This window comes from Leuconostoc sp. C5 (assembly GCF_056530425.1).
The window spans coordinates 1173502-1199754 of sequence record NZ_CP134351.1 but is presented as its reverse complement, the minus strand read 5'-3'; the positions used below and the strand labels follow the sequence as shown (position 1 = coordinate 1199754).

Here is a 26253-nt window from a genome sequence, read left to right as displayed (position 1 = left end):
AAAAAGAAACCAAAATTGCCTACTTCAAATTAGCCATTAATGATTTAAAGGATGGCAAAGCCACTTATATTGATTATGTTGCTTTTAACAAAACGGCAGAATTGATTCGTGATTATGTGACTGATGTTGGTCAAGTAGTTGAGGTTGAATTTGTGATGCGCAATCACAATTACACCGACAAAAATACAGGTCAAAAAATTTATGCTATGCAAAATCAAGTGACACAATTCCGCATTTATAAATCTAGTTCGTCATCAAAAAATCAAGTTGAACAACAAGATATGACGGATAATGATTTGCCACGATACCCTGACTTTAGTAGCAACGCATTTGAATATGTAGAGGGGTAGGACAATGACTGCAATAATCACAATAGCTGATAAGTTTAGAAATATCTTTCAAAAATTTAGTCGCTTTGGTACTTGGTTTTTGGAGCATCAACGACGCAATTTAATTGGCATATTTAGCCTATTTATTTTGATAGACTTTGGGACAACTGTACTGGTTAGTATCACACCTCGACCTTCAAATTTGCCTAGTACGGAATTAAATACGCCAGTGTCATTTGGCACTTTGAACAAAACCGCTAGTCTAACAAAAAGTGTTTTTAATAAAAATAATGGTGTTTTGGAACTGCATTATACAATTTCTGACGGCTCTGTTTCTGATCAAGATTTGGTTGATATTAGCAAAATTAAATTCACTGCTATGACCGATCATGGTGGCAATCAAGTTACTGGGCGTGTTGTGCCAACTTCAAATAATACACTCGTGATCCAATTTAAAAACTTGAGTCATAACTTCAATGCTGTAACACTAACTGCTCATGATAAAAGCATCAATACTGCCACAGTCGAAGCGCCAAGTAGCGTAGTTGCTGATAGTTCAAGTGCAAAGAAAACTAACGCAAACAGTAATACCGCAAGCGGCAAATTCATCATAAATCGTGACAAAGTTTCTAAGTCTAATTCACTAACATTTGTCACTCAAAAGGAACTAGAAGTTAGCGAAAGTAATGCCAAAATTTCGGCACAACAAAAACTGATTTCAAAGAATACGAGCGCGATTGTTGAATATCAAAAAGCAATTGATCAACAACAATCTTCCATCAAAAAGTACCAAAAAATACTTGCCCAGTCTGATGACTCAGATACACAAACTAGCATTGATAATGCGCGTGATGCCATTACACAAATACGAACACAAATCAGTGATGCACAAAAAAATATCCAACGTGCCAAGACAAATATTAGTCAATATCAAAAGACTAAAAAGCAAGTTCAAGAAGGCAAATCATTTTTGCCAAAACCAATTGATTTGTAAAAGTACAATCATGAAAAAAGCTCACAAAAGGGCTATTTTTTATCCGAGTTGAGCGTAAAGAAATAGTGAAACAGGCGTAAAGAAATGCCTTTACACGACAATAGTTTGGAAATCCTTTGAAAGACCCGCACGGCGGGATAAATCCGATTAGGATTTCCTTTCCCCTTAACCTGTTCCCAGTTCACTAAATAATTTTATGGAGGTTGTATGGCAGGGATAACTAAAACAGTCAGAAACATTGATAAGCATGCACTAGAAATTATAGAGGAGCATGCATTGAAAGAAGATGTGACAGCTAATCAATTAATTCGAGAACTAATTGAAGTCTATGCGCAACGATTGGAAAGGATGGATGCTTCAAAAAAAATTGGATGCGGATATTGATGAGCTGATTGATGCGAACAATAATTTGATTCAAGATCATAATGACAACACGCTTGTCTTTGGTGAGTTAGCTAAAAAAATTATTTCACGTTTAGATTTTTATTTACCACCATTGGCAGATGATATTGAGCAAATACAAAACAACGCTCGCCCTCAGGAAAAAAATTTCCGCACTCGATTAACTTTGATGAGTTTGAATAAATAAAAGGAGTTCAGATGAAAAATTATAAACGTGGTCGATTTGCGAGAAGAATTTTATTAGTTATTGTCATCTTGATAGGCGTTGTGTATTTAAACCGTGTGTCGATTTTGCAAAGAATAGTCGCAATAGGTTCTTACTCACAACTGATTAATATTGATAAACAAAGTAGCTCACCGACACAAAATGATGAATTAGTTAATTTGAAATATGCGGGGCAAATCGTTGTCAAAATCAATCATAATCAACCAACATTTAGTCAAGAGGATTTGCAAATTAAACAGGGTGGCTGGTAAAAACTTGCGTCACTAGATTGGTTAGGCAGACCACAAGTAGCTAATGCACTGCTTAACCAGAAATTGATGCCACCATCTCAAAAGTATCAAGCGCGTGAACGGTTAACAATTAAAACGCCAGGCTACCATGTCATTAAAACTGGAACGAATAATACCGACTGGTTATACAACCGTAGTCATTTGATTGGGTATCAATTTACTGGTTTAAACAACGAAGCCAAAAACCTAATCACGGGAACACGACAATTGAACGCAGATAGCCGTGTCAATGCTAAAAGTATGGTGACTTACGAAACAGAAATTGCTGATTACTTGCATCAGTCAAAAGATAATTATGTTCGTTATCAAGTCACACCAGTTTACAAAAATGTTGAGTTAGTCCCTCGTGGTATTCACATGATGGCACAGTCAAATGACAACACTTTAAAATTTAACGTCTACGTTTTCAATGTTGAGGATGGCTGGAAAATTAATTATTTAAACGGTTCAGCCGAGAGAGAGAAGATAGTGATGCAAAATAAAAAAAAATCCGACGATAGAAAAAATATCAAGCAATTGATCATTATACAAAGTACCATTGGTAGTTTTGTGTTGATGCTGCTATATGCTTGTTTGTTTAAAAAATTTAATATTCCAAACGGTATCTTAGTGATGCCATTTGTCCTCATTATTCACCTAGGTATGGATGTGATTTATGGTATCAAGGTTTGGCGCATTCAAGACAAATTAATTAAACCAAATGCTAGTAGGCAACTCATTGTGATTACTTTACTTGAGTTGCTCATTATGGTTGAACAATATCGTTATTTATTTTGAGAGGAAGGACATCAATTATGAAGGACACTGTTGAAATCAGAGCACAGCACATGAAAACATTGTTGAAGCGTAAGAACTATTTACTAAAGGCTTATGATATCTATTTACCCGAAGATATTCCGCTTGACGTGAAATCAGAATTAGATTTTATTGACGAAGTAATTCAAGAAATGAATGTTGATGAACAGGTATTTAACATACAATCGAAAGCAATCAATATCAGAAATTCACGTGAAGAAGAATGGTATTTTCAGCAGATGAGTCATTGGGTGCAACGTCATCCAGCTGCTTTAAATGGACAACTTTCAAAAGGCGGTATCTACAAATTTGCCTTGCACTTTTTCGTAGAAAACGTTGCATTAAATCCCAGTAATGCAAACTTGAATTATAGTGATCTTGCCCAGAAGGTTAATCACACTGGCCCGTCTAAGGCAGACAAAAAACGGGACACACAGCTCAGCAATATCGAGACGTTACTCGGCTTTCTGTTAACCATGCAACAGCGGCAATTAGAATACATACCAGAAGGGATTAATTTGGATAATGGGTTTGTCAAATACGCCATTAATCCAATCAATCCGACAGAATTTCAACAATTTGGCGCACCAACAGAACTCAATCCAAACAATGAGCTAGCACAGTCCTATGGAGAATATAAAAAGATTCGTAGCCGAGATAAGCAATTGATCAAAAAATATCATCAAGCAGGAGGGAAAATAGATGAGGACTAAGGACCAAAAACAAAGAAAAATTAAACTGGCAAAGTATATACAGCATCTTGATGAGTTTAATTGGCATCATCCAGCGCAAGTTAATGAAATGGCAGATAGTCAATATGAACGGGACAAAACAAATTACTATACAGCTCAGATGGCTTTGGTCTTAAAAAATAATTATCAAATGTCGTATAACAATATTGACTATATCTTACAAATATCAGTTAAACATGGCTTTGATTTAATTAAAAAATATAAACAAGATTTTTCATCTTTAGAAGAAATTCAGGAGGCACTTGAGAATGGTGAAGACTGGTAAATTAGGCGCCTTTACAATGGGTGAAAAAAAGACAGCTATGGTGAATCTGCCGGCCCATTTTGTCACGGCAAATGTCGCTAACGGGAATGGTTGGCAGTATAGTGAGTTAGTTGATTACTCTCTTAAAGACCAAAATGGCAAGGTTAAAACTAGTGAGGCCAATAACGGCACAATAGAGGATGTGATAACGTTGTCAGAACAATTTGAAGGTAGTCGTAGGCAGGGCTATGCAACACGTTCAACCGCAGTTACTGAAAATCAACCAGTATTTAGTCATGACAAGCTAAACTATGATAACCATGACATCTCTTGTTTAAAAAAAAGACTGGATGAAGCACAACAAAATGGCAACAATATCTATGAGTTGGCCTTTTCTATCAGAGGGGATTGGTTAGTTCAAAATAAACTCTATGACCCTGAAACAGGGATATTAGATCAAAACAAATTAAAACGTGCAGAGCAAGTCGTTGCCAAAAAGCTAATTAATCAGGGGTTTAGTTTGCCCTTAGGAGAAACCCCAGAAGATGTGGCATGGTTTGGTGTTATTCATCAAGATACGGACCACTTAAATATGCATCTATGGTTTGCCAAAATCAGTCCTGAAACTCGCCCTGAGATGTTAAAACAAACTGGGCCATAAAAAGGACAGCAAGTTGGTGTCATACCATTAAAAAAAATTGAGAAGGCTAAACGACAATTTCGCAATCAGTTAATGTCTCAATCAGAGGTTAATAGGCGCCAAGAAATATTGAAAGGCGTAGCTTCCTGTAAAGATGAAATCGTTGCCAGTACAGACCAATATTTAGCTAGTGACCAATATGCGAAACAAATCAAACAGATTTATCAGGCTTTACCACAAGATTTACATGGCAAATGGCAAGTTGGTAATACGACTTTGACCAGTGGTAGAGGGAGAATGGCTAAAGCTAATCTGTTAACTAGTGATTTAATTGATAAAGTCTTGCAAAATAATGAAGAAAACGCTTACAATAGATTTATCGCGTTGGCAAGAAAATACGACGATATTAATATCGAAGATCAAGGTGTGATGAGGAAAGGGCAACGTAAATGGTCTGAAAATAAGGAGGCAGAACTTAAAAAACGCTTAGCTAATCAATTGTATCGGCATTTGAATGGCATAGATGAACCAGAGACGATTGATCAGCGGTTGGCATCAATATTTCAACGAATAAAAACGCAAAAAGCTCACAAGAAGTCAAATGACTCTCAATGGCGTTCTGAGGCTTTAAAAGATACCGATAAGCAAATATATTCAATGAATAATCAAGCTGTCTTAAATCGTAAATCAGAGCCTCAAATTTTTAAAAATAACCGTTCGATTAATAAAATTAGTAAAATTTGGCAACAAGAAGTACGCGCTGAGTTAACTGCTGAGCGACGCTTTATGGAAAATCAGCACAAAGAGGTTGTGGAACGGCAACAAGAAGAATATGAAAATCATGTTTCAAGGGGAAGATAGAGGATTAATTCATGACAATCAATGACTATTTAACAATATATGCGGATGATAAAAGCGATCAATATCATCACTTACCAGCACCATCTGTGACAAAAAAAACAGTATTTTATCAGGATTTTTTTCACCTAAAACGTTTGATCAAAATTGAAAAGAAATGTTAGCTGATAAATTTGAAGTCACGGATACAGTATTGGAGAAGCTATTCGAAGTAATAACAAATGATGACAATGAATTCTATAAAATTAAATTATAGAAAATTCTAATTCTATATTTTTATATTTAAGCGCTTCAAAATGTTTTCAATCGGATTTGGGGGGAGTCAATTAATTCTCATAATAGGTAATACCAGTTTAGAGATCATAATTAGCAGTAAGTTTTTATAAATTAATAATATTCATAATCGTTTTGATTATGTAACTGTTGTATCTCCTGTCTTGAAAAGCAATACTAAAATTGCATTAAATTAAGAAAATGATTTTTTATTTTTTTTATCAACTTCAATAGCCGTATTTGATTAATGTTTCCAAACGAGTATAATATTGAGCATAAAATGGTTAAAAGTATTTATATTCTTACACTATATAAGTATTTTTTGATACGTGAATCAACCATTACATAATTTTAGATTCATTAATTATGTAAGTGAAAAAAGTACAGTCAAAGGCGGTATCTAAGTGGACTTAAAAGCAGATAATGAATACATCATAATCGATCAAGACAACAAAATAAAAATTGGTGAAAATACTGATATTTATGATTTCGCTGAAAATTACAATGGCATAATCCCTAAAAATCAAATAATTGAGTTTTATCAAAAAAAGTTTCATGAAAAGTCAGAACGAGAGTTAGATGGATTAGAAAGTACTGAGATAGATGATGATGATGTTGACAGACCCCCTTATAATCCTGAAAATGTTGGATATGCATTAAAGCTCTTTTCCGTTTTAACTCTTTTTAATTACATTTCTGGTTACGAAGGAGATGAAGAACCAACTATTAACTTAAGACCAGATTTTCAAAGGAACTTTGTGTGGACAAACAGAGCCAAAAGTTTGTTGATTGAATCGATGCTGTTAAATATTCCAATACCGTCAATTTATTTGAATCAAAACAGTTCGGAAAGTTATTTACCAGCTGACGGATTACAAAGATTGAATGCTATTTATGAATTTATGTCAGGAAATCTTAAGCTCAGTGGTTTGGAATACTTGTCGAATTTGAATGGCTTCAAATATAAAAAAATTCGTGATAATGATAAAGAACTACCAATACACATTAAGAGGAAAATAAGGGATTATCAAATAACTTGTTTTGTCATAAATTCCAGCACACCGGATGAAGTGAAACTTGATATTTTTAAGAGATTAAATACGACAGGAATTAGGCTTTCACCACAAGAACTTCGAAATTCTGTAACTTCAAACCGTATCCGTGATTTTTATAAAAAAATTGAAGAAAATGAATATTTTAAGGAATTAGTCTCAAGCGCAGTAAATACCAATAGATTCGTACATCATGAGTTTATTTTGAGATTTGCAGGTGCATATTTGTGGCAGGTTAAGAACGAAATTAGCTATAACGGGAATATGAATACTTTTTTGGATAAACTTTTAATTTATATGAAAAGTCTAAACAATTATGAGCTTAATGAAATTGAGAATGTTTATTACAAAGTTTTATTTAAAGCATATTGGCTTTTTGGCAAAGACGCTTTTAGAAAACCTTACAAAAAACGTAAGGGTCCAATTAATACTTTGTTATATACTCAAATACTAATTAACTTGCTAAATGTAGATATTGGCACTACAGCTAATAAAGAAGCTGGGATATTCAAATCCGACCTTGATAATATTCTAAATACGGACTCAAAACTGTTGTTGTCGATATCATCAGCGACAAATAATAACAAAAATATTCAATTTGTTGATTTACAAATCAAAAAATTATTAAACGAAATAATGGGGGATTATTCATCATGATTAAAGAATTATCATTAAAAAATTTTAAATGCTATGCTAACCAAACTATTGATTTTAAAAAAATAAATTTATTGACTGGAACAAATTCTTCCGGAAAATCAACGATAATACAGTCTCTAAAACTTTTTTCCATGAAAGCCAATTCACAGTCAACAATTGATTTGAGATTCAAAAAAGATTGGGATTTCATAGGCTTCAATGAACTCTTGAAAAATGATGCAAACTCCGAATCATTTGAAATAGGAATTGATGGTGAGAATAAAGTATATTCTGAATTTTTTTTCCAACGTGTTCCAAAAAATAATTATGCATCTGTTAAGTCGAACAAAAAAGGCAAAAATAAATTGAATCTTATTTTTGTACGGGCTGATCGTTTTCTAAGTACAACCAGACAGAAAGAAGGGGGCTGGATTGAATCAGGTTATGTACCTGAAAGTGGCAACCCTTTCTTTGCTGATTATTTATATTCTAATTCGCAATCACTAGCAGATGACGATTTGACGACAACGATTTCAAAACTGATGGTTGAAATAGGGTTAATCAAAACTGATATTAAAATCAATAAGAAATATGATAGTTACCAGATTCTAGTAGATAACGTCGAAATTGACCATGTTGGAACAGGTATTAAATATACATTACCTCTGCTTCTAACTCTCATTTCGAATCGTGACTCAACTATATGCATTGAAAACCCTGAACTTCATTTGCATCCTAGTGCACAAGTCAACTTAGTCAAAGTAATAAATAAACTTGCTTATGAAATGGACAATCAAATAGTTATGGAAACCCATAGTGATCATGTTATAAATACACTTAGAGTTTTGGTTAAAAATTCTGATTTAGCTATGACTGATTTAAGTATTCTTTTTCTTAAGAGTGTCGCTAGGATTGAACCGCTTTCAATTGATTCTGATGGCAGAATGAGTAAATCCTTGGATGGTTTTTTTGATCAGTACGAAAAACAATTGTTGGAGCTATTATGAATAAAATTGAGTTTTATTTTAATACACAATTGTTTGATAATTTAGACAGAGAAATTTTGGTAAAGAGAATTCATGAATTAGTCGCAATGAGAAATATTATTCAAAAATTCGATGAAGTAACCTTGAATTACGACAAAACGATGAAGAAAATACTTGCGGATCCAATTGTTTATTCAGATTCTAGTCTAAGGACAACTTTGACTTTACTTTTAACAAGCCTTCATCCTAAGGAAACGGTACCGGTCCATTATCGTTCGCCAAAAATCGGACAGCTGCCTGATGTTGTATCCTTATGCAAGCCAGTTCCCAATGTCTGTTTTTGCTTACTTTCACCCAATTTGGGTCAGAATTGGGAAACGGATATTATTGATGTTGTTGGTAACAATTTTTCAATGCGATTAAACAACGTTTTTGATGATAATAGTACTTTAGATTATTTAGAAAAACATTGGACTCATAATATATTAGAACAAAAAATATTGAATGGTGATAGGTTTTCGCGTGGTGGAAACAATGTGTATCATTTTGAAGAGATATTATTTCATGATGACTTTGAATCTCAAATTGCCAAAGTGCCCATTAACATTCGAACCAAAATTTATTCAATTTTTTCAAAAATTATTTTTGGCACAAAAAAATTTGAGGATTACGAGTTTCATGATGAGTCAACGTCTGTCAAACAAAACCGAAAGCTAAAAGCTCAACGACTAGTAAAGTTTAGTGGGAATGATAAAATAATATATTTTCACTTAAAGCTGACTAGAAATTGGTCTATTTACATTGATAATTCACCAAAAACTATATTTGTTGGCCATGTTTCAAAGCATCTTAACACTAAGAAATATTAATTCAAAAAAGCAATATTTTGAAGGTTAACCGATATGTTGGAATATAACGGAACGTAAATTTTGTTAACGGTATTTCGAATAGTTGGGGGGGAAAAAAATAATTATGGATAACTTTGATGAAAACGAATATACTCCAAGAATCTTAAATATGATCAAAGCAGCGGATAACGATGATAACTCTATAGAAACAAAGCTAACTGAATTAAGAAAGTATGCAGAAATAAACGTCAGAAGAATTTTGAACTTGGGTTCTGATTTTCCTTTTACACTAGGTGAGTTAAAGAATGAAAAATTTTGGGGAAGGCTGAATGACGGTAATCTGTCCAAAGAGAGAAAGAATGAACTAATTGAAATTATTGATAGAATAAAAAAATTGGCGAATGAAGCAACACATACTCAACGCACAGAGGAGTTTTCATTTGAAGAATACGATGAAGCATTAGATGCTATATTTGACCTAATTGCTTACCAATTTGTTGATTACTTTAATGAGTATCCAATGAAACTCACTAGTCAAAATGAAGTCATGAGTGATTTTTCATTGTTACCCCCTATTATACGATTTAAAACGCTTGATAGATTATTGAGAGATGATCCAGAAAATATACAGGTTTTAAATAAATTTATACTGGCAATAATAAAGACAACTGGTAAAGTGTCTGCTTATTTATGGCTCCAGAATAACGAGTCACGAATCAGAAGTATACAATATCCTACTAATTCAGAAATTACTAACTATATTGAAAAATGTGGGGTTGAAAATAGTTCCGGACTAATTGAAATCAGTATAAAATTTCCTTGCTTTGACAATGTTTATGATTTATTGGAAAACAAAATTGATGATCCAAATACTTCGGTTAATGAGCAGGGAAAGCTTTATGATTCATTCGAGTCAGCATTTACTTTTTACAGTAATAATAAAAGTTTTGAATTTAATTCTGAAATAAAAAAATTACATTCTCTAATTGATTTTGTTTACATTGGTAGAAATCACTAAGTTTTTAAAAAATAAAAGAATTCGAGACACTTAAAAAAGCGTCTTACTATCATTGGAAACCAATAAAATAATTATTTACATTTTTTATTAAAAAAATATTTTTATGGGAATTTCGAGTTTTAATTAATTGAGTTCGAAGTCCAGTAGCAACATTTTTTGAGCGATTGTTGTGAATGATATCTCAAAATCTTAATATAAAATAACTTGCTATAAAAATAAAGAGTAATTAATAGAGCGTAGGGGTAATTAGGGAAAGAAAATCATAATTTTCCTGTATACCAATTGAACTTTACATAACATGTCCTATCATAAGTAACGCTATATCAACCTTTCAAGTTGTCAAAAATCAGGCTTCCAAAAAAACTTTCACAAAGTCTTTGGAAGCCTGATTTTAATACCCATCTTTTAAAATTTCACAAGCGTTTGTGTTTTAGACCAATTCATATCTTGGACCATGATTTCCTAGTCACTGCAAACAAGGTGAAATGACGCTTATACTAAATGAACGTGGTCCCTATAGACTGAAAGCTTTAAATCAAACTTTTAGGAGAGGAGTGGTCAAGTATTCGTAACCGATTTCTTATAGCTGATGATTAACTTTGATGCGTTCACCTTGGTGTAAATCGAATTAGTTGCTGAGTTATTAAAAGACGGTAATAGAACGTACTAATGACTGATATGAATATTCCGCTGTCGAGAATCATCTTAATTTTGAAATGTTGGTAATTTTTTTTGGTATGAGGATACATATATTTGAGCGAAAAGAGGTAGAATAACAATTAAGAAATATTTTTTGAAGAAAGAAAAAGTGTATGGAAATTGAAAAAATTTTAATTAAAAATTATAAAATCTATCAAAATCTAAATATTGATAATTTAAAAAAGAATAATATTTTGATAGGTAATAATGGATCTGGTAAATCTACCTTTCTTCAGGCGCTATTTTTGACTTTGACAGGCAGACTTGATAGCCAAACAATAGATCATTCTATTAGTGCTAATCTTTTCACTAAGCAAGTCCGTCAAAAATATATACATGAAATTTCAGAAGGAAAAAAACCAATTCTGCCTAAAATACTCATTGAAATATACTTTAAAGATGAGGATAAATTTGCTCATTATAAGGGTCAAGAAAACACTTTAAATGTTGATTTACCTGGCATCTCAATGTGCATTGATTTTGACGAAAAATTTGAAAGCGATTACCAAGATAGACTAAAGACTGATGATCAAGAATTTGTTATTCATGATATTCCAACGGAATACTATTCTGTTCAAAGAAAATATTTCAACGGAGATTGGGTTATACAAAGAAAAAATCCGTTTAAAGTTTTTTTTGTGGACGGAACAAAAAAAAGTTATGCTAACTATATTGGACGATTTGTTTATGACAGCCTTTCAAGTATGTTAACTACTACCGAAATATCTCAAATTAAATCGGTTTATTCTGGAATTCGTCAAAATATGAAAAATCATAAAATACTAAATGATTTAAACACAGAAAAAAAAGATTCGCTAATACTTGCTGATAGTCAACTATCTATCACTATTAAAGATAGTTTACCAGATGACTGGCTGAATGAAATTACGGTTAACGTTAATGAACATCCTTTTGATAACATAGGTTTTGGGTTGCAAAAAATGATAGAGATGGAGCTCGCGGTAGAAAAAAATTCTGAAAACGATGGAGTTTTGCTTTTTGAAGAACCTGAAAACAATCTATCCTATAGCAACATGTCTAAGCTAATCAATCTTATTGAAAAAAATGAAAATAAGCAAAAGTTTATTTCTACACATAGCAGTTTTGTAGCTAACAAAATCGGATTGAATGATTTAATGTTATGCGAGAATGGAGCAATAACTCCTTTTGGTTCTATCCCGTCTGGAAGTTTCAAATATTTTAAAAAGTTACCTGGATATAATACGCTTAGATTGTTACTTTCTGAGAAGGTTGTCCTAGTTGAAGGGCCAACCGACGAATTAGTATTTAACAAAGCATTTATGGATCAAGAAGGGACTTTACCCATTAATCAAGGTATAGATGTTATTGTTGTTGATTCGTTGGCTTTCAAACGTTATTTAGATATAGCCCTTCAAATTCATAAGTCAGTTGCAGTTATCATTGATAATGATGGGGACATTGATAGTTTGCTAACAAGATATAAAGATTACGTTAAAGATGACTTAATACATTTATTTTATGAAAAAGATGAAAAATTGAAAACCATAGAGCCAAGCTTTATACATGCAAATTTTGTTGCTGGAAAAATAAGCACTTTGAAAGAAATAATTAATATTTCTGGACATATTACACTTAGAGATGATAATGATCTTTTGAATTATATGACAAATAATAAGGCTGAATGGGCCTTGAGAATATTCGATAGCGATCGTGTGGTCTCTTATCCGGAATATATAAATGAGGCCATAGAATATGTCAAAATTAAATAAAGCAATTATAGCCTGCGCTGGGGCGGGAAAAACATACTCTATTTGCAAATCTGCCTTAGATTTGCAAAAGGAATCTTTAATTATCACATATACAAATTTTGGTAAAAGCAACATTATTAGACAGATAAAAGAGCTGAACGATGGTGTCCTAAGTAATCATGTAAGGATAATGACATGGTTCCATTTTTTGATGTACGAAATTATAAAACCGTATCAAACTGACTATTTACGAGCTGAAGCCAGCACTTTTCCCGCACCCTTAAATTATTTTCAAGAAATCGATTTTTCAACTACACATCAAAGAAATTATAATATAAAGAATACGTTAAAATACTTTACAAGTGGAAACCATAAGTTACGTCATAATGAAACGGTTGTATTGGCAAATTATTTGCTTGGCAACTCTAATAAAAAAGTTATTCGCAGGCTTCATCAACAGTTTGATTCAATATATTTTGATGAGGTTCAAGATTTAATAGGAACTGATATTGACTTTGTCAAAAAGTTAATTGAATCGCCAATAAGAATTGTTATGGTAGGTGACCCGAAACAATTTACGTATAGTACACACTATGAAAGCAAAAATAAACAGCGTTCGGGCGCAAATATTTCCGTATTCTTTAATGAACTATTGCGAGAAAATAAAATCGAAATCGAGTATAAACAAGTCACACGTAGATTTGGGGTTAAAATTGCCGAACTCGCAAATAGTGTTGATCCTAGTGGGGAGCTATTGAGTGGCTCTAATGAATCTAATCCAGAAAGAATTAATAGTATATTGTTAGTTTCCAAAAAAGACATTGACCTGTATTGTCAGCTATACCAACCTCAGTTATTAATAATGGACAAAAATTCTTTAAAGAAATTGCCCCAGAGACATAGTAGAACAATTAATTTTGGGGAAAGTAAGGGAATGACTTTTGATCATACATTAATTGTTCCAAATGGACCATTAGATAAATTTTTGAAGAAAGGAACACCTTTACAAAGTCCTGTTAAATATTATATTGCAGTTACAAGAGCAAAATACAGTGTTGCATTTCTCGTAGAAAATCCTTTAAAATACACAGAGCTTCATCCTGATTGGTTTGTCTGGAATCCCAAGGAACTTAACTGAGGAATAATGTTATAATTCGTCACATAAGTTTATCTTTCTAAATTTCAAACCTAGTTGTCTTAAAAAATGTTAAACAAATAATGCTGTGAGGAAATAAATATGGTCGACTCAAATGAGAACAGTTCATCAATGCAAAGTATTTTTCAATTGGTACATAATCATGAAATGCCGGTTACTGAGACCATTGATATTAAAAAAAATATAAGTTCCATTATGAAAGAAGCTCGCTATCAATCAAAAAGGGATAGGTGCTTTTACTGTGGGAAACAAGTGGGTAAATTTTGCAATTCACATTCTGTACCTGCTTTCACGTTAAGAGATATTTCTCATAATGGGAAACTTTCAACTCTGAACACACTTATCAATTTATCAATGATGCCGACCGAGAGTGGCGTGAATAATGCAGGGACATTTCATTTCATTTGTAATAATTGCGATAGTAAAATTTTCTCAGACTATGAAAACCCTTTAAATTATAATGGCCAAAATATAACACAAAAAATGATGGCTCAAATAGCGTTAAAAAACTACTTATTGGCCCTTAGTAAAAGAAGTTTTGAAGAAAAGATATATTCTGATTTGAAAGGGAAAGAATTTACTCCCGCCGATGAAATGTTGTTAACCATCTATCTTGATTACCAAGAGTTTCTTGATAGCTATAATAAAGTCAAGAGAAGTATTGAAAAGGAATGGGATTCGTATTATTTAATATGCCATATGGTGCTTGATTATAGGGTGCCTATAGCTTTTCAAGACAAGATAACTTTAGTAACTGGCTTTGATGACGAAATTGTGAATAATATAATGTGCAAGGACGAAAAATATCAGACGAAGGATTTACATATTTGCGTATTACCGCTTGAAAATACTACGGAAATTATTATGTTCATTGACTATGATGACATGAGTAGATACAGAAATGTTTATAAAAAATTTCGTACAATGGTGAGAGAAAAGCAATTGGAAGTTATTAACTATTTAATATTTGCATATTCGGAAAACTTTTTTTTAAGTCCGTTAATTCCACAAAAATACTTGAATAACGTTGAATTAATTAATGTTTCAAAACTTTCAACGGTAGGTTTAGTAACGGATTTTTGCACACAGAAAAGCCCTATTGATATGTTGGTTGAAAAATATACGCTGCATCACACCCAGTTAATTCCAAACTTATTGTGTATGAATATCAACCAGTTTCCCAGTGACTGATACTTGTATTGATATAAGTGTCAGACTTTTTTTAATACTGCCATATTAAAAGCCTTATTAGAACACGATGGGTTAACGAATTACTTTTAGTACTATTATTTTAAATTTTACAATGAATCATAGATGAGTATTAAAAAGCAAAAAAAATTGCCATTCTTGATTTTTCAACATGCCAATGATCAGGGCTTGACAAATTAATTTAACTAATGTTTTACAATTCTTTTTCTGATATTCTTAGGAATAACTATGACTACTTCAAACGTTTTTACTACAGACCTGTTAGTAATGGGTAAATGTTGGAGAACATGAGAAAGGCGCTAACTTGTAATTTAAGCAAGTTAGCGCCTTTTGTGGGTGACAAAGTATTTATGAGTTTAATTGACGAGTAGATAAACTACTCGTCAATGCTCCAATCACACAACCACACAATGTCTAGTGATAAAAATAAACCGAGGAAGAGTCAACCCAACACATTTTGACCATATATATTAAGCAAGAGCGAATGGCTTACTAGAAGCTCAAAATGTGAAACTCAAATGTTAATAATTTCTATCACGAGTAGACTATAACAGATAATAAATTAATGTTGCATGTATGCCACACTTTTTCTTCAAGTTCACTTCTGCTTGCCAAGATGAATCAGCATGACTAAATATGACCATCTCATTGCTACTAAACATAGCATGACAACAATCACATTCAGGGTGCCAATATGATGCCAGATGCAAGCAATGATAAAAACTGGTAAATACAGGTGCCAGTAGTTAAAAAGATGACCAAAAATAAGGATTAACATATAAAGTAAGGTTCCTAAAATGTGGCCAAATAGCCAAAACAGAAACATTGCTAATAAACATAAACAAAAGATTAACATGCTAGGTTCCTCCTAATTAGAGAGTTGTGTGAGACAAAGTGAAAAAGTTCCTTTGTCACTGAGGGATAGTTTAATAGATTCTTAATACCAAAATGCGTTTGCGTATAAGCACAGACCAGATAACCAAAATACCAATCATGACCTGATTCACTCAGACCATCTGGGTGGTCAACAAAAAGACGTTGCAGTCGCTTTAAAATACGCGGACTAAAAATAGCATCGTCAAAGATTGCTTGTGCTAAACCTGGATAAATATATTGGCCATTACTTTCTAAAATGACTAACCTGTTGGCATTAGTAGTGGTAGACAATGTTTTAGTTGTGAGTTTTGACATGAGTTTCCTCCTTATGGGGCAGGTGACCAGTGTTAATCCAGCTACGCATCGTTTTATAAGCGGACTGCTTAAAAGACAAGCTAGCTAAGACATAAAAGCCAGCCAGGGTGAGTAAGACATACAACATTGTGCCATTGATGACCATCAAGATGACATCCACACTGATAATTGATGCGGCAATAGTAGTGATAACTTTGGTAATTCGATTCATAGTAGTTCTCCTTGATTATGTACGCACCAGGCAGAAACCATTTCCTGTCGGCCTTGCCTGTGATTGGTGTGTTATTTCGTTTTGACGAAGAACATGGGGACACAAGCAGCGCAGAATACAAGGGTGAGCGTAGCGAATTTACGAAGCCCTTTTATTCTGGGCTAGTGCTTGTTGCTGTGGTATCACCACCACGGCTTACAAGTCAATGGTTGTGGCACAATGTTTGACTCAAAGCGAAGTGGCACCCAAGAGCTTGGCAGGACAAGCGTAGCGTGTTTGATCCCGCTTGTGGGTCTGGGGAACACGGCAAAAGATTTTTACCGCTCATCATCTTCGCGCGCAATCATAAGCACACACTCCTATCTGTGATTAAAATTCCTCGTAGTCCGTTGTCTCTTGTTTGTACTCCGCACTGATTTCACGTAAATCTAAATCATCTGCTCCTAAAATCACTTTTTCATCAAAATAGTGACTTTTACCAATTTCAACAGCTTGTGTCAGTTTCTGTTCATCTGTGAGTGTATCAGGGACATTAACTGCCACTGTTTTAACCAATGTTTCCATATATTTAACGTTGACGATTGCCATAATTTTCTCCTTAAATGGTGGTTCTAAGGGTAACGTGTTTACCCTCAGATAATTCTTGCATGATAAATGCACTTAATCGCAATGCTTCATCATCTGATAAATCAATTTCGCCAGAACTATTGCTTGGATTTTCGCTTACCAGTATTTCTGAGCCACCCATAGGTTGTTCATCAGACCATGAAAAGTAACGTAGGGCTATATTTTCAATTGCTTCATCATTCATTGTCATTAATCTCCTGTTGGTTTTGCGTGTAATAGGTGAGTCCGTTTTCTTCAACTTGATTGAACATTTGGATAAAGTCCTTATCAAGGATATTTTTCTTTTTGTTCAATTCAAATTGTGACCAAGTAAATTCCATTGCTTGATATTGACTGGGGGTAATACTGCTAGGCTTTACTTTGGTATCAAGGCAGAGCATAGCTTGGTAAAACAACTTTGGGCTTTCTTTTTGCAAAGCTTGCAAAGTGTTGAAAATGGTGTTGACTAATGAAACACTAAAGCTTGCTTCAACCATTTCTTCAAAGCCTTTACTTAATTGCGCTTTATAGTGACTAGTCGGCACTTTAGTCTCATTAAATAAATAAGTCATATCAGCGATTGATTGTGCCATTTTGGCGATTGGTAATTTGCTAAAGTCATCATAGAATTGCTTTGTCATTATTTTTTCTCCATTCCAAAACTTTTTCCTGTTGGCAATCGCTCCAATTGAGCTGGTTGCGTCGTGACGGGTAACAATTGGCATGATAACCAAAGAAACACAAGGATTGCGCAGCAACTTGTCACGTCCTTGTGTTTCTTTGTAGAGACTGTTTGGCGCTTGCGCCTTACAGACTCTTTATCATGCGATTGTGAAAGCGGCACAGAGCAAACAGAACAATTTGGTGCGATGCAAACGGAAGGAGCCTTTTGAACCCCCAATTAACTTTACTGGTGTGGTATCAACCACGCCTGTCAAGTTAATGATTAGGGGGGGCTGGGGGGAATGTGTTGTTATAAATATTAGGAAACGAGTTGGAAGTGCTACACAAGTAATTTAAATTATGTTAATTATGACTAATATAGTATGTACGTTTCCGACATATCATGTTACGTTATCTGATTTGTTTGGTTAGTAAGGTTGAAATAAATAAAAATTATAATATGCTTAATTAGTAAGCGCTTACATATTTAGATTTATTTGATGTAAATCAAGGAGATTAATATGGACAATAATAAACAAGTTAGTTGGTCTGAAAGATTATCCTATGCCCTTTCAGATTTCGGATGTAACACTATATTTCAAATTGTAGGAACGTATTTTATGGTTTTTAGTACCGATACAATGGGAATAAAAGCATCGGTAGTTGGTGGATTATTCGCTGTTTCAGCAATTATTGATTCTATTGACGGAGTTATTTGGGGACAATTTATTGATAGGACCCATACGAGGTGGGGAAAATCCAGACCATATTGGCTATGGTTTTCAATTCCGTTTGCTTTGTTTTGTGTAATGTCATTTACTGCTCCGAATATTCCGATGGTTTGGAAAATTGTGTGGATTTATATTGCATATTTGGGATCTAAGATTCTTTATTCGGGAATTAATATCCCAGTAACATCTATCCTGCCGGCTATGACAAGCAACCCAACGGAGCGGATAACACTGTCGACTATTAGACAGTTTTTTGGAAATTTAGGTGCCGCAATATTCTTGCCATTGACTCTACCGGCAGTTGCTTATTTCGCAAGTTTTTTTGATAAAAGCAATCGTAATCCTTCAACTTCGGCAATAGGTTGGTTTTTATGGGCATTACTGCTTGGAGTGGTGACGGTTGTTTGTTTGATGACAGCCTTCAAGGGAACCAGAGAACGTGTTGTCACTAAAGACTCTAATCGCGCAATTCCTTTACGAGAATCAGTGCAAGCTTTGAAAGGCAACTATCCTTGGGCAATTATTATATTTATTAATTTTGTATACTGGGGGAGTTTCGCTATTAGGCAAAGTTCTTTGCCATATTATTTCAAATATGTACTCCATAATGAAGAACTCGGTAGCGCAGTGCTTGCCGGTACGATTATAACTTTAATATCTACTGCCTTAGTTCCTTTCTTTTCTAGATTAATTGGAAAACGGAATACAATGCTATTAGGAATGATTGGAACCGCATTATCACAATTAATTTTGCATTTTGCTGACAAAATGGGTGGTAATGTGCCAATGATTTTATTTGGAATGCTAATTTATTATATAAGCTATGGTCTTGTTGGAGCATTAATAGCAGTAATGTTATCAGATGCTGTTGACTTTGGTGAGTGGAAAAATGGTGTTCGTGCCGAGGGGCTTGTGACATCATTCAGCTCATTCAGTGCAAAGCTTGGTATGGGATTAGGAAGTATGCTTCTTTCAGCAGTGTTAAGTGCTGGGGGATACGTTGCCTTGTCGAATGTTTCCGATTCAGCACAAAGCTTGTCGGCATTAAATGCTATAAGAATGGGATTTATATGGATCCCTATGTTTGGTTATATTGCATCAGGCGTTGTCCTACTATTCAATAATGTAGATAAGATTGAAAATAAAATGACTAAAGACTTAAGAATGAAACATCAATTAGAGCAAGGTGAATGATTAAGTAAGGAGAATTATTATGAAGTTTTCAGATGGGTATTGGTTAGGAAAAGATAATTATATCATTAACTCTCCAATTGAAGCCTACGATACAGAAGTCACTGATACAGAAATTTCAGGTCAAAATCGTAAAGATTTGAATGTCTACGCAAGTTATCAGAGATTGAATACTCGCAGCGATATGTTAGATGTGGGTAACTCGACTATTTCGCTATTTAGTCCAACTCACGATGTTATAGGCGTAAGAATCAAACATTTTGATCAGCAGGATGGCAATCCTTTATATGATTTAGCGCAGACACCAGTAAAAACTAAAATCACTCGCTCATCGGACGCAATTAAATATAAAAGCGGATCATTAGAAATTGAGATTCCTTTACATACTAATTTTCGCATGGATTTTAAGTATAAAGGTGAAAAAATTACAGCATCTGAACTGAAAGCTCAAGCTTCTATTGACGACTTATCAGGTCATGAGTTAGGAAAAGTTATGCATCCTAATACTGTTACTGGAGCGCAGGCACTATTCAAGGATAGCGACATTACTTGGGCGGATCATTTCATGAGAGAGCAATTAAGCCTTTTACCAGGAACAAAAGTTTATGGATTTGGGGAGACCTTCGGACCGTTTGAAAAAAATGGGCAAAGTATTGATATTATTAATCGAGACGGTGGGACGGGTTCAGATCAAAGTTACAAATCAATTCCATTTTATTTGGCTGTTCAGCCAGGAATTAAGAATATAAAAAATGGTAAATGCTATGGTGTTTTTGTGAATGAGAGCCAAACGACAAGTTTTGAAGTAGCCACAGAGGTAGTTGATAGGGTTAGCTTTTCAACGAGAGGGGAAAGCCTGGAGTACTATGTCATTCCAGGCGATTCTCCCAAGGAGGTTATTGGAAAGTATAATAAATTAACTGGTGGTTCAACTTTGCCACCAGAATGGACATTTGGATTGTGGTTATCAACTTCTTTTACGACTGATTATTCTGAAAAAACAGTTATGAAGTTTATTGATGGAATGGCTGAAAGAGATATTCCGCTGTCTGTATTCCATTTTGATTGTTTTTGGATGAAAGGCTTTGAATGGAGTAACTTTGAATGGGATGCTGAAAAGTTCCCTGATCCAGTCGGTATGATAAAAAGGATCCATGACAAAGGTTTAAAAGTGTGTGTATGGATAAATCCTTATATTTCTCAAAAGTCAAGATTATTTGAAATTGGAAAAGAGAATGGATATTTTATCAAAAAGGAAGATGGAAATGTTTGGCAATGGGACTTATGGCAGCCTGGTAATGCTATTGTTGATTTTACAAATCCTGATGCAGTTGAATGGTATCAAAGCCTGTTGAAAAAATTGCTTGACATGGGAGTTGATTGTTTCAAAACTGACTTTGGTGAGAGAATTCCGATGCATGGGGCTGTTTATAATAATGGCGGTAACCCTGAAGGAGAACATAACTTTTACACGTATCGTTATAATAAAGCAGTTTTTGATTTATTGAAGCAAGAAAAAGGCGATGGAGAAGCTGTTGTTTTTGCGAGGTCTGCTACAGTTGGTGGTCAACAATACCCAGTTCACTGGGGTGGGGATAATCTCAGCCAATTTCACTCGATGGCGGACACTTTAAGAGGTGGTCTTAGCTTAATGTCATCAGGATTTACTTTTTGGAGTCACGATATTGGTGGTTTTGAAGAAAATGCTAGCCCAGCAATATATAAGCGGTGGACACAATTTGGGTTACTTTCTAGTCATTCGCGTTATCATGGCAATATACAGTATAGAGTACCTTGGCTGTTTGATGAAGAAGCAGTTGAAGTTACACGTAAGTTTTCTAAAATGAAACAAGATTTAATGCCATATATATACAAACAAGCAGCACAGTCGGTGAACCAAGGCATTCCGTTGATGAGACCAATGTATATGGAGTTCCCTGACGATAGCAATTGTTCTGGATTAGATAGACAATACATGCTTGGATCACAAATTTTAGTCGCTCCAATCATGGAAGAAAGCGGCGTAGTCGACTACTACCTGCCAGAAGGTGAATGGCACCACCTAATTGATGGACGTGACATTCATGTTGAAAGTCAAGGGCAATGGCTCTCAGAAACATATGATTTTTTGAGCTTGCCAGTATGGCAAAAAATTCAATAATACCTCGATTCTAGGTGAAACAAAGTGAAAAATGATTTAGATAGTGAATATGAATTAGTTTTGAATAATACCGATTTGGACGTTAAAATTTTCAAATCTAACGAGCTTGCTGGGACAAGGGCACTTCATTGGCATCGACATATTGAGATTGTATTAGTCTTGGAAGGTTCTGTTACGTTTAATTATGAATCGCAAACAACGGTCTTAAATCCTGGAAATTTTATCGCTATTGGCTCCGGTATCCTTCACTCATCCTCTCATTCAAACAACTCCTCAATTGTATTGCAAGTTCCTGTGACATATATATCTCACTATTGGGATAATCCAGAAAATATTTTGTTCACGATTCATAATAATTACGAGGACAAAGAATATCACGAAGTGGTATCACTGATCCAAGAAATGTTTGAGGTTTCCGAAAGTAAATATCCTGGGTATCGATTCAAATTTAATGAGCTTCTTTTGAGGACACTTTTTCACCTATTTACTAAATATAGGCAACGGGGAATATTGATTGATTCCATACATGATAAGAGGCTTGGAGAAGTTATAGGCTATGTCAACAATAATTATTTACAAACATTAACTGTCAAAGCGTTGTCGGAAAAATTTAATTATAATGCAGATTATTTAAGTCGAATTTTTAAAAAGAAATCAGGAATCTCTTTGGGTCGTTATATTTACGTTGTCAGATTGGCACATGTATATTTTGAAATAGTAAATAGTAATAAAAGTATTAGAAAAATTTTTACAGATAGTGGTATAACGAATATTAGATTAGGCACTAAAATATTTTTAGAGTACTACAGATCATTGCCAAGTGAAGTTCGACGACAACAGAAGTAAGTACCCTAAAAAATCCAAACGTATGTTTGAATTTTTTAAGGTTTAAAATTTTTAGTTAACATAATACCTAATTACCTTAAAATGAAAATAGCTTTAAACACTGGTATAGAAGTATTCCTGCCTCGAAAACAGGGGTTGACAAGATTTGTTTAAACTATTATAATTAAAACAGTTGAATGATTTCAGTCGCAAACCAAATAGTTTGCGACTTTTATTGTTTGAAAGGTGGTTCCATTGGCAAATCGTATTCCGCAAGTTTTTATTGATAATGTGCGATCAAAAGTAAATATCGTTGATGTTATCGGCCAATATACACAATTGGTAAAAAAAGGCCGACAATGGACGGGCTCATGCCCTTTTCATGATGACAGGCATCCTTCCTTATTTGTTGAAGAAAACAAGCAAGTATTTAATTGCTTTTCATGTGGTCGCTCTGGTTCCGTTTTCTCCTTTATTATGGAAAAGGAAGGATACAGCTATCCTGAGGCAATCTTATCATTAGCGGAAAGCGTTGATATTCCAATTGACTCAAGTATTTCTGCGAATAATGGTAATCAAATTGATGGCACAACACAAGCAATCTATCAGCTACACACTGATGCGCAACGATTGTACCAACACACATTGCTTAACACCGTTTCTGGTGAACAGGCACTAGCCTATCTTCATGATAAAAGGCAATTAAGTGATGAGATTATTAAGGAATTTGGGATTGGTTTTGTTCCGGACGATAACCTTCTATTGAGTTATGCGAAGGAGAAAAATTTATCTCATGAAATATTAATGGCTTCCGAGCTATTTATCACGAATACTGTGAGTGGTGACATGCGTGATCGTTTTTCAGGGCGTATCGTTTGGCCAATAAAAACTGAACGGGGTCAAGTTGTTGGCTTTTCTGGTCGATCGCTAGACGCTGAAAATTCAATCAAATATATGAACAGTCCAGAAAGCCCATTTTTTACTAAAGGGCGTATTCTATATAATCTAGATCGAGCCAAAAATGTCATTAGACAAACGGGTACGGCGATGATTTTTGAAGGCTTTATGGATGTTATTTCAGCACACATGGCCGATGAAAAAGTTGGCGTTGCAACCATGGGAACCGCGCTAACACCTGATCATGTCCGACAGCTTTCACGTATTGCGAAAAGAATACTTCTTGTTTATGATAGTGATGAAGCGGGGCAAAATGCTGCAAGGCGTTCAATTGAGCTCTTTAAAAATAATGCTAAAGATATAGAAGTCGGTGTTGTCCATCTGCCTGACTTGCTTGATCCGGATGAAGTTCGAATACAGCGCGGATTACAAGTTTTAAAAAAGTCACTAAATCAAAGCGTTTTAACACCAATTGAGTTTTTGGTCAATGCAGCCAGAAATGGTAAGAATCTAAGTAATCAAGCGCAGTACCTAACGTTCTTGCATGAAGTCATGCAAATATTATATACAGCTACGCCAGTTGAACAAGATATTCAGCTGACTCGGATTGCAAATGAGTTTGGTACATCAAAGCAAGCATTACAAGCACAACTACAACAAACTAAGCAGTCAGTAAAAGTGCAAAATAGTCATCAATCAGTTTCGCAATCATCTCATGTTGCGAGTGACTTTAGCCCAAAGGTCCCTGAATATGAATTTGGTTTTCCAGTTGAGCCTAACCGATATCAAAAAATTTCAAAGGTAGAGTTGGCAGAGCGTGCCTTAATCATGGCAATGATTAAAGATCCGTATACGCTGGAACGTGTTAAATCGACAGCGGGATTTGCTTTTGTTCATCCTGAGTATCAATTGCTAATGATGTTGACTGAAATTTATCAACGAGATCATTTGGGGACATTTGATATTGCTCAATTTATGGATTTTATACAAAAGCCAAATTTGAATCAAAAAATTATGGCCATTGATCACAGTTTTGGCGATATAAAGGTCGAAAATGATGCGGTTCAAGATTATTTGCGTATAATTATGGAAGAAGCACCTGTGTCAAATCGTGTTCAGGAATTAAAACAACTAATTGAAATTGCTAAGCAACAGCATGATGATGCCAAACTAGTTCAACTTTCAACTGAATTAATTAACATAAAAAAACGACAACATTAGTCGAATCGATGTTAATTAAATAGCCTCATTGTAAAATATAGGAGTAAAAATGACAATTATTTCAAGTTCAAGTAAAATTTCAGATATTAAAGATTATCTTGATGAGCAAAAAATTGCTTATAATAGTCGAGCAAAGAAGGCTGAACTATTAGCTTTGGCACAAGGAAAGACTCCTGAACAAGCGGCAGCAGCTGGAAAAGCTTCAAAGCCAAAATCAGCCAAAAAGTCTGGTCCACTAAAAAATCCTGAGTACGACAAGGCAACCAAAGCGTTAATTGCTGAGTATAAAGCAGCAAAACAAATAACATATGCAGCACTTTCAAAGCGTTTAGCTGAGCCCTTTAACTTAGATGAAGAAAACATCGAACGTCTGATGGAAAAAGTTGAAGATGCCGGTATAGCAATTGTTGATGACAATGGCGATCCAGCGCCAGAAGTGTTAAAGGCCAAGCAGAACAAACCCACTGATCAAGAGTTAGCAGAAGCCGAGGAAACCCCAGCTGGTATTAAAATTAACGATCCAGTGCGTATGTACCTCAAAGAAATTGGCCGTGTCAATTTGTTGAAGGGAAATGAAGAAATTGATATCGCTAAGCGTATTGAAAATGGGGACGTCGAAGCCAAGCAAGAGTTAGCAGAAGCCAACTTGCGGTTGGTTGTCTCGATTGCCAAGCGTTACGTTGGTCGTGGTATGCAATTCTTGGATTTAATCCAAGAAGGAAATATGGGCTTAATGAAAGCCGTAGATAAGTTCGATTATACCAAAGGATTTAAGTTCTCAACGTATGCTACATGGTGGATTCGTCAGGCTATTACACGTGCTATCGCCGATCAAGCGCGTACGATTCGTATTCCAGTCCACATGGTTGAAACGATTAATAAGCTGATTCGTATACAGCGTCAATTGTTACAAGATTTGGGACGTGAACCTCTTCCGGAAGAAATCGGTGCTGAAATGGATTTGACGGCCGACAAAGTACGTGAAATCTTAAAAATTGCTCAAGAACCAGTATCTCTTGAAACACCTATTGGTGAAGAAGATGATTCTCATTTGGGTGATTTCATCGAAGATAATGAGGCAGTTTCTCCAGCTGATTCTGCAGCATATGAAATGCTCAGGGAACAATTGGAATCTGTTTTGGATACATTGACTGATCGAGAAGAAAATGTCTTGCGTTTGCGCTTCGGATTAGAAGACGGACGTACACGTACATTGGAAGAAGTTGGCCGTGTATTTGGTGTAACACGTGAACGCATTCGTCAAATTGAAGCGAAAGCGTTACGAAAGTTACGTCATCCAAGTCGTTCAAAACAATTGAAGGATTTCATGGATGAGAGTACGAATTAATTGATTGTGTTCTGAGACTTAATAATAGCGGTTCATCAACCATCCCGCTTAAAAAAACTAGGAGATACTAT

The 26253-nt window shown here is 34.6% G+C and carries 28 protein-coding genes, 1 pseudogene and 1 riboswitch; of the genes and pseudogenes, 24 read left to right on the top strand and 5 right to left on the bottom strand.

Features of this window, described 5'->3' with window-relative positions:
* The first annotated feature begins 14 nt into the window (after positions 1-14).
* The 18 genes and pseudogenes from RHP56_RS06070 (at position 15) to RHP56_RS05985 (ending at position 15119) form a co-directional block, all read left to right on the top strand.
* Entirely contained in the window at positions 15-350 is a 336-nt protein-coding gene (locus tag RHP56_RS06070; protein WP_330221306.1) for a single-stranded DNA-binding protein, read from the top strand.
* Positions 351-354: 4 nt separating this feature from the next.
* Entirely contained in the window at positions 355-1323 is a 969-nt protein-coding gene (locus tag RHP56_RS06065) for a coiled-coil domain-containing protein (protein ID WP_102753557.1), read from the top strand.
* 207 nt (positions 1324-1530) lie between these two features.
* On the top strand, positions 1531-1707 hold the full coding sequence (locus RHP56_RS06060; RefSeq protein ID WP_242512468.1) for a hypothetical protein: 177 nt from the start codon (positions 1531-1533) through the stop codon (positions 1705-1707).
* Positions 1676-1912, top strand: coding sequence for a hypothetical protein (locus tag RHP56_RS06055; RefSeq protein ID WP_242512467.1), 237 nt, complete (start codon positions 1676-1678; stop codon positions 1910-1912). Before RHP56_RS06060 ends, RHP56_RS06055 begins: the two co-directional genes overlap by 32 nt.
* Before the next feature lie 11 nt (positions 1913-1923).
* Positions 1924-2202, top strand: coding sequence for a hypothetical protein (locus RHP56_RS06050; protein WP_242512466.1), 279 nt, complete (start codon positions 1924-1926; stop codon positions 2200-2202).
* A 21-nt stretch (positions 2203-2223) separates the two neighbouring features.
* Positions 2224-3018 (top strand): annotated as a pseudogene (locus RHP56_RS06045) (DNA/RNA non-specific endonuclease); the annotation flags it as partial.
* A gap of 17 nt (positions 3019-3035) precedes the next feature.
* Positions 3036-3749 (top strand): hypothetical protein, encoded by a 714-nt coding sequence (locus tag RHP56_RS06040; protein ID WP_102753558.1) that lies wholly within the window; start codon positions 3036-3038, stop codon positions 3747-3749.
* Positions 3739-4053 carry a hypothetical protein gene (locus RHP56_RS06035; RefSeq protein ID WP_102753559.1) on the top strand — a complete coding sequence of 105 codons (315 nt, stop codon included), beginning with the start codon at positions 3739-3741 and terminating at the stop codon, positions 4051-4053. Before RHP56_RS06040 ends, RHP56_RS06035 begins: the two co-directional genes overlap by 11 nt.
* Complete coding sequence (gene mobL, locus RHP56_RS06030) at positions 4037-4693, top strand: relaxase MobL (protein ID WP_462794668.1); 657 nt, start codon at positions 4037-4039, stop codon at positions 4691-4693. The genes RHP56_RS06035 and mobL overlap by 17 nt, the downstream gene beginning before the upstream one ends.
* A gap of 72 nt (positions 4694-4765) precedes the next feature.
* Complete coding sequence (locus tag RHP56_RS06025) at positions 4766-5533, top strand: hypothetical protein (RefSeq protein ID WP_462794667.1); 768 nt, start codon at positions 4766-4768, stop codon at positions 5531-5533.
* An 11-nt stretch (positions 5534-5544) separates the two neighbouring features.
* A complete protein-coding gene (locus tag RHP56_RS06020) occupies positions 5545-5694 on the top strand; it encodes a hypothetical protein (RefSeq protein WP_257999860.1) in 150 nt (49 codons plus the stop codon).
* Between the two features lie 513 nt (positions 5695-6207).
* Entirely contained in the window at positions 6208-7512 is a 1305-nt protein-coding gene (locus RHP56_RS06015) for a GmrSD restriction endonuclease domain-containing protein (protein WP_129870163.1), read from the top strand.
* Positions 7509-8498, top strand: coding sequence for an AAA family ATPase (locus RHP56_RS06010; RefSeq protein ID WP_129870346.1), 990 nt, complete (start codon positions 7509-7511; stop codon positions 8496-8498). The genes RHP56_RS06015 and RHP56_RS06010 overlap by 4 nt, the downstream gene beginning before the upstream one ends.
* On the top strand, positions 8495-9346 hold the full coding sequence (locus RHP56_RS06005; protein ID WP_129870162.1) for a hypothetical protein: 852 nt from the start codon (positions 8495-8497) through the stop codon (positions 9344-9346). The genes RHP56_RS06010 and RHP56_RS06005 overlap by 4 nt, the downstream gene beginning before the upstream one ends.
* Before the next feature lie 103 nt (positions 9347-9449).
* Entirely contained in the window at positions 9450-10343 is an 894-nt protein-coding gene (locus RHP56_RS06000) for a hypothetical protein (protein WP_129870161.1), read from the top strand.
* 812 nt (positions 10344-11155) lie between these two features.
* Positions 11156-12793, top strand: coding sequence for an ATP-dependent nuclease (locus RHP56_RS05995; protein WP_129870160.1), 1638 nt, complete (start codon positions 11156-11158; stop codon positions 12791-12793).
* Positions 12777-13910: a UvrD-helicase domain-containing protein gene (locus RHP56_RS05990; RefSeq protein ID WP_102753709.1), complete on the top strand. Its 1134-nt coding sequence runs from the start codon at positions 12777-12779 to the stop codon at positions 13908-13910. The genes RHP56_RS05995 and RHP56_RS05990 overlap by 17 nt, the downstream gene beginning before the upstream one ends.
* A 129-nt stretch (positions 13911-14039) precedes the next feature.
* Entirely contained in the window at positions 14040-15119 is a 1080-nt protein-coding gene (locus RHP56_RS05985) for a hypothetical protein (RefSeq protein ID WP_207216229.1), read from the top strand.
* Positions 15120-15986: 867 nt separating this feature from the next.
* On the opposite strand, the gene RHP56_RS05980 is transcribed toward RHP56_RS05985, so the two are convergent.
* Both RHP56_RS05980 and RHP56_RS05975 read right to left on the bottom strand, forming a co-directional pair.
* Positions 15987-16328: a hypothetical protein gene (locus RHP56_RS05980; RefSeq protein WP_242512464.1), complete on the bottom strand. Its 342-nt coding sequence runs from the start codon at positions 16326-16328 to the stop codon at positions 15987-15989.
* Positions 16309-16539 (bottom strand): hypothetical protein, encoded by a 231-nt coding sequence (locus tag RHP56_RS05975; protein WP_102753706.1) that lies wholly within the window; start codon positions 16537-16539, stop codon positions 16309-16311. Before RHP56_RS05975 ends, RHP56_RS05980 begins: the two co-directional genes overlap by 20 nt.
* 17 nt (positions 16540-16556) lie before the next feature.
* Here RHP56_RS05975 and RHP56_RS05970 point away from each other — a divergent pair, with 17 nt between their 5' ends.
* Positions 16557-16766: a hypothetical protein gene (locus RHP56_RS05970; protein WP_102753705.1), complete on the top strand. Its 210-nt coding sequence runs from the start codon at positions 16557-16559 to the stop codon at positions 16764-16766.
* A 142-nt stretch (positions 16767-16908) separates the two neighbouring features.
* On the opposite strand, the gene RHP56_RS05965 is transcribed toward RHP56_RS05970, so the two are convergent.
* Genes RHP56_RS05965 through RHP56_RS05955 form a run of 3 tightly spaced genes read right to left on the bottom strand, consistent with a single transcriptional unit; the run spans position 16909 to position 17786 of the window.
* Positions 16909-17127 carry a hypothetical protein gene (locus tag RHP56_RS05965; protein WP_011679969.1) on the bottom strand — a complete coding sequence of 73 codons (219 nt, stop codon included), beginning with the start codon at positions 17125-17127 and terminating at the stop codon, positions 16909-16911.
* 10 nt (positions 17128-17137) lie between these two features.
* Positions 17138-17350, bottom strand: a complete 213-nt coding sequence (locus RHP56_RS05960) for a hypothetical protein (protein ID WP_102753704.1) — start codon at positions 17348-17350, stop codon at positions 17138-17140.
* Positions 17343-17786 carry a hypothetical protein gene (locus RHP56_RS05955; protein ID WP_011679967.1) on the bottom strand — a complete coding sequence of 148 codons (444 nt, stop codon included), beginning with the start codon at positions 17784-17786 and terminating at the stop codon, positions 17343-17345. Before RHP56_RS05955 ends, RHP56_RS05960 begins: the two co-directional genes overlap by 8 nt.
* A gap of 543 nt (positions 17787-18329) precedes the next feature.
* Between RHP56_RS05955 and RHP56_RS05950 the strand changes: the two genes are divergently transcribed.
* The 5 genes from RHP56_RS05950 (at position 18330) to rpoD (ending at position 26182) form a co-directional block, all read left to right on the top strand.
* A complete protein-coding gene (locus tag RHP56_RS05950; protein ID WP_102753703.1) occupies positions 18330-19733 on the top strand; it encodes a glycoside-pentoside-hexuronide (GPH):cation symporter in 1404 nt (467 codons plus the stop codon).
* Between the two features lie 19 nt (positions 19734-19752).
* Positions 19753-21891, top strand: a complete 2139-nt coding sequence (gene yicI / locus RHP56_RS05945) for an alpha-xylosidase (protein ID WP_102753702.1) — start codon at positions 19753-19755, stop codon at positions 21889-21891.
* A 24-nt stretch (positions 21892-21915) separates the two neighbouring features.
* Positions 21916-22737, top strand: coding sequence for a helix-turn-helix transcriptional regulator (locus tag RHP56_RS05940; protein WP_011679964.1), 822 nt, complete (start codon positions 21916-21918; stop codon positions 22735-22737).
* A 234-nt stretch (positions 22738-22971) separates the two neighbouring features.
* Positions 22972-24834, top strand: coding sequence for a DNA primase (dnaG, locus tag RHP56_RS05935; protein WP_102753776.1), 1863 nt, complete (start codon positions 22972-22974; stop codon positions 24832-24834).
* Between the two features lie 49 nt (positions 24835-24883).
* Positions 24884-26182, top strand: a complete 1299-nt coding sequence (rpoD, locus tag RHP56_RS05930; protein ID WP_011679963.1) for an RNA polymerase sigma factor RpoD — start codon at positions 24884-24886, stop codon at positions 26180-26182.
* Between the two features lie 21 nt (positions 26183-26203).
* A riboswitch (PreQ1 riboswitch) is annotated at positions 26204-26249 on the top strand.
* Positions 26250-26253: the final 4 nt, after the last annotated feature.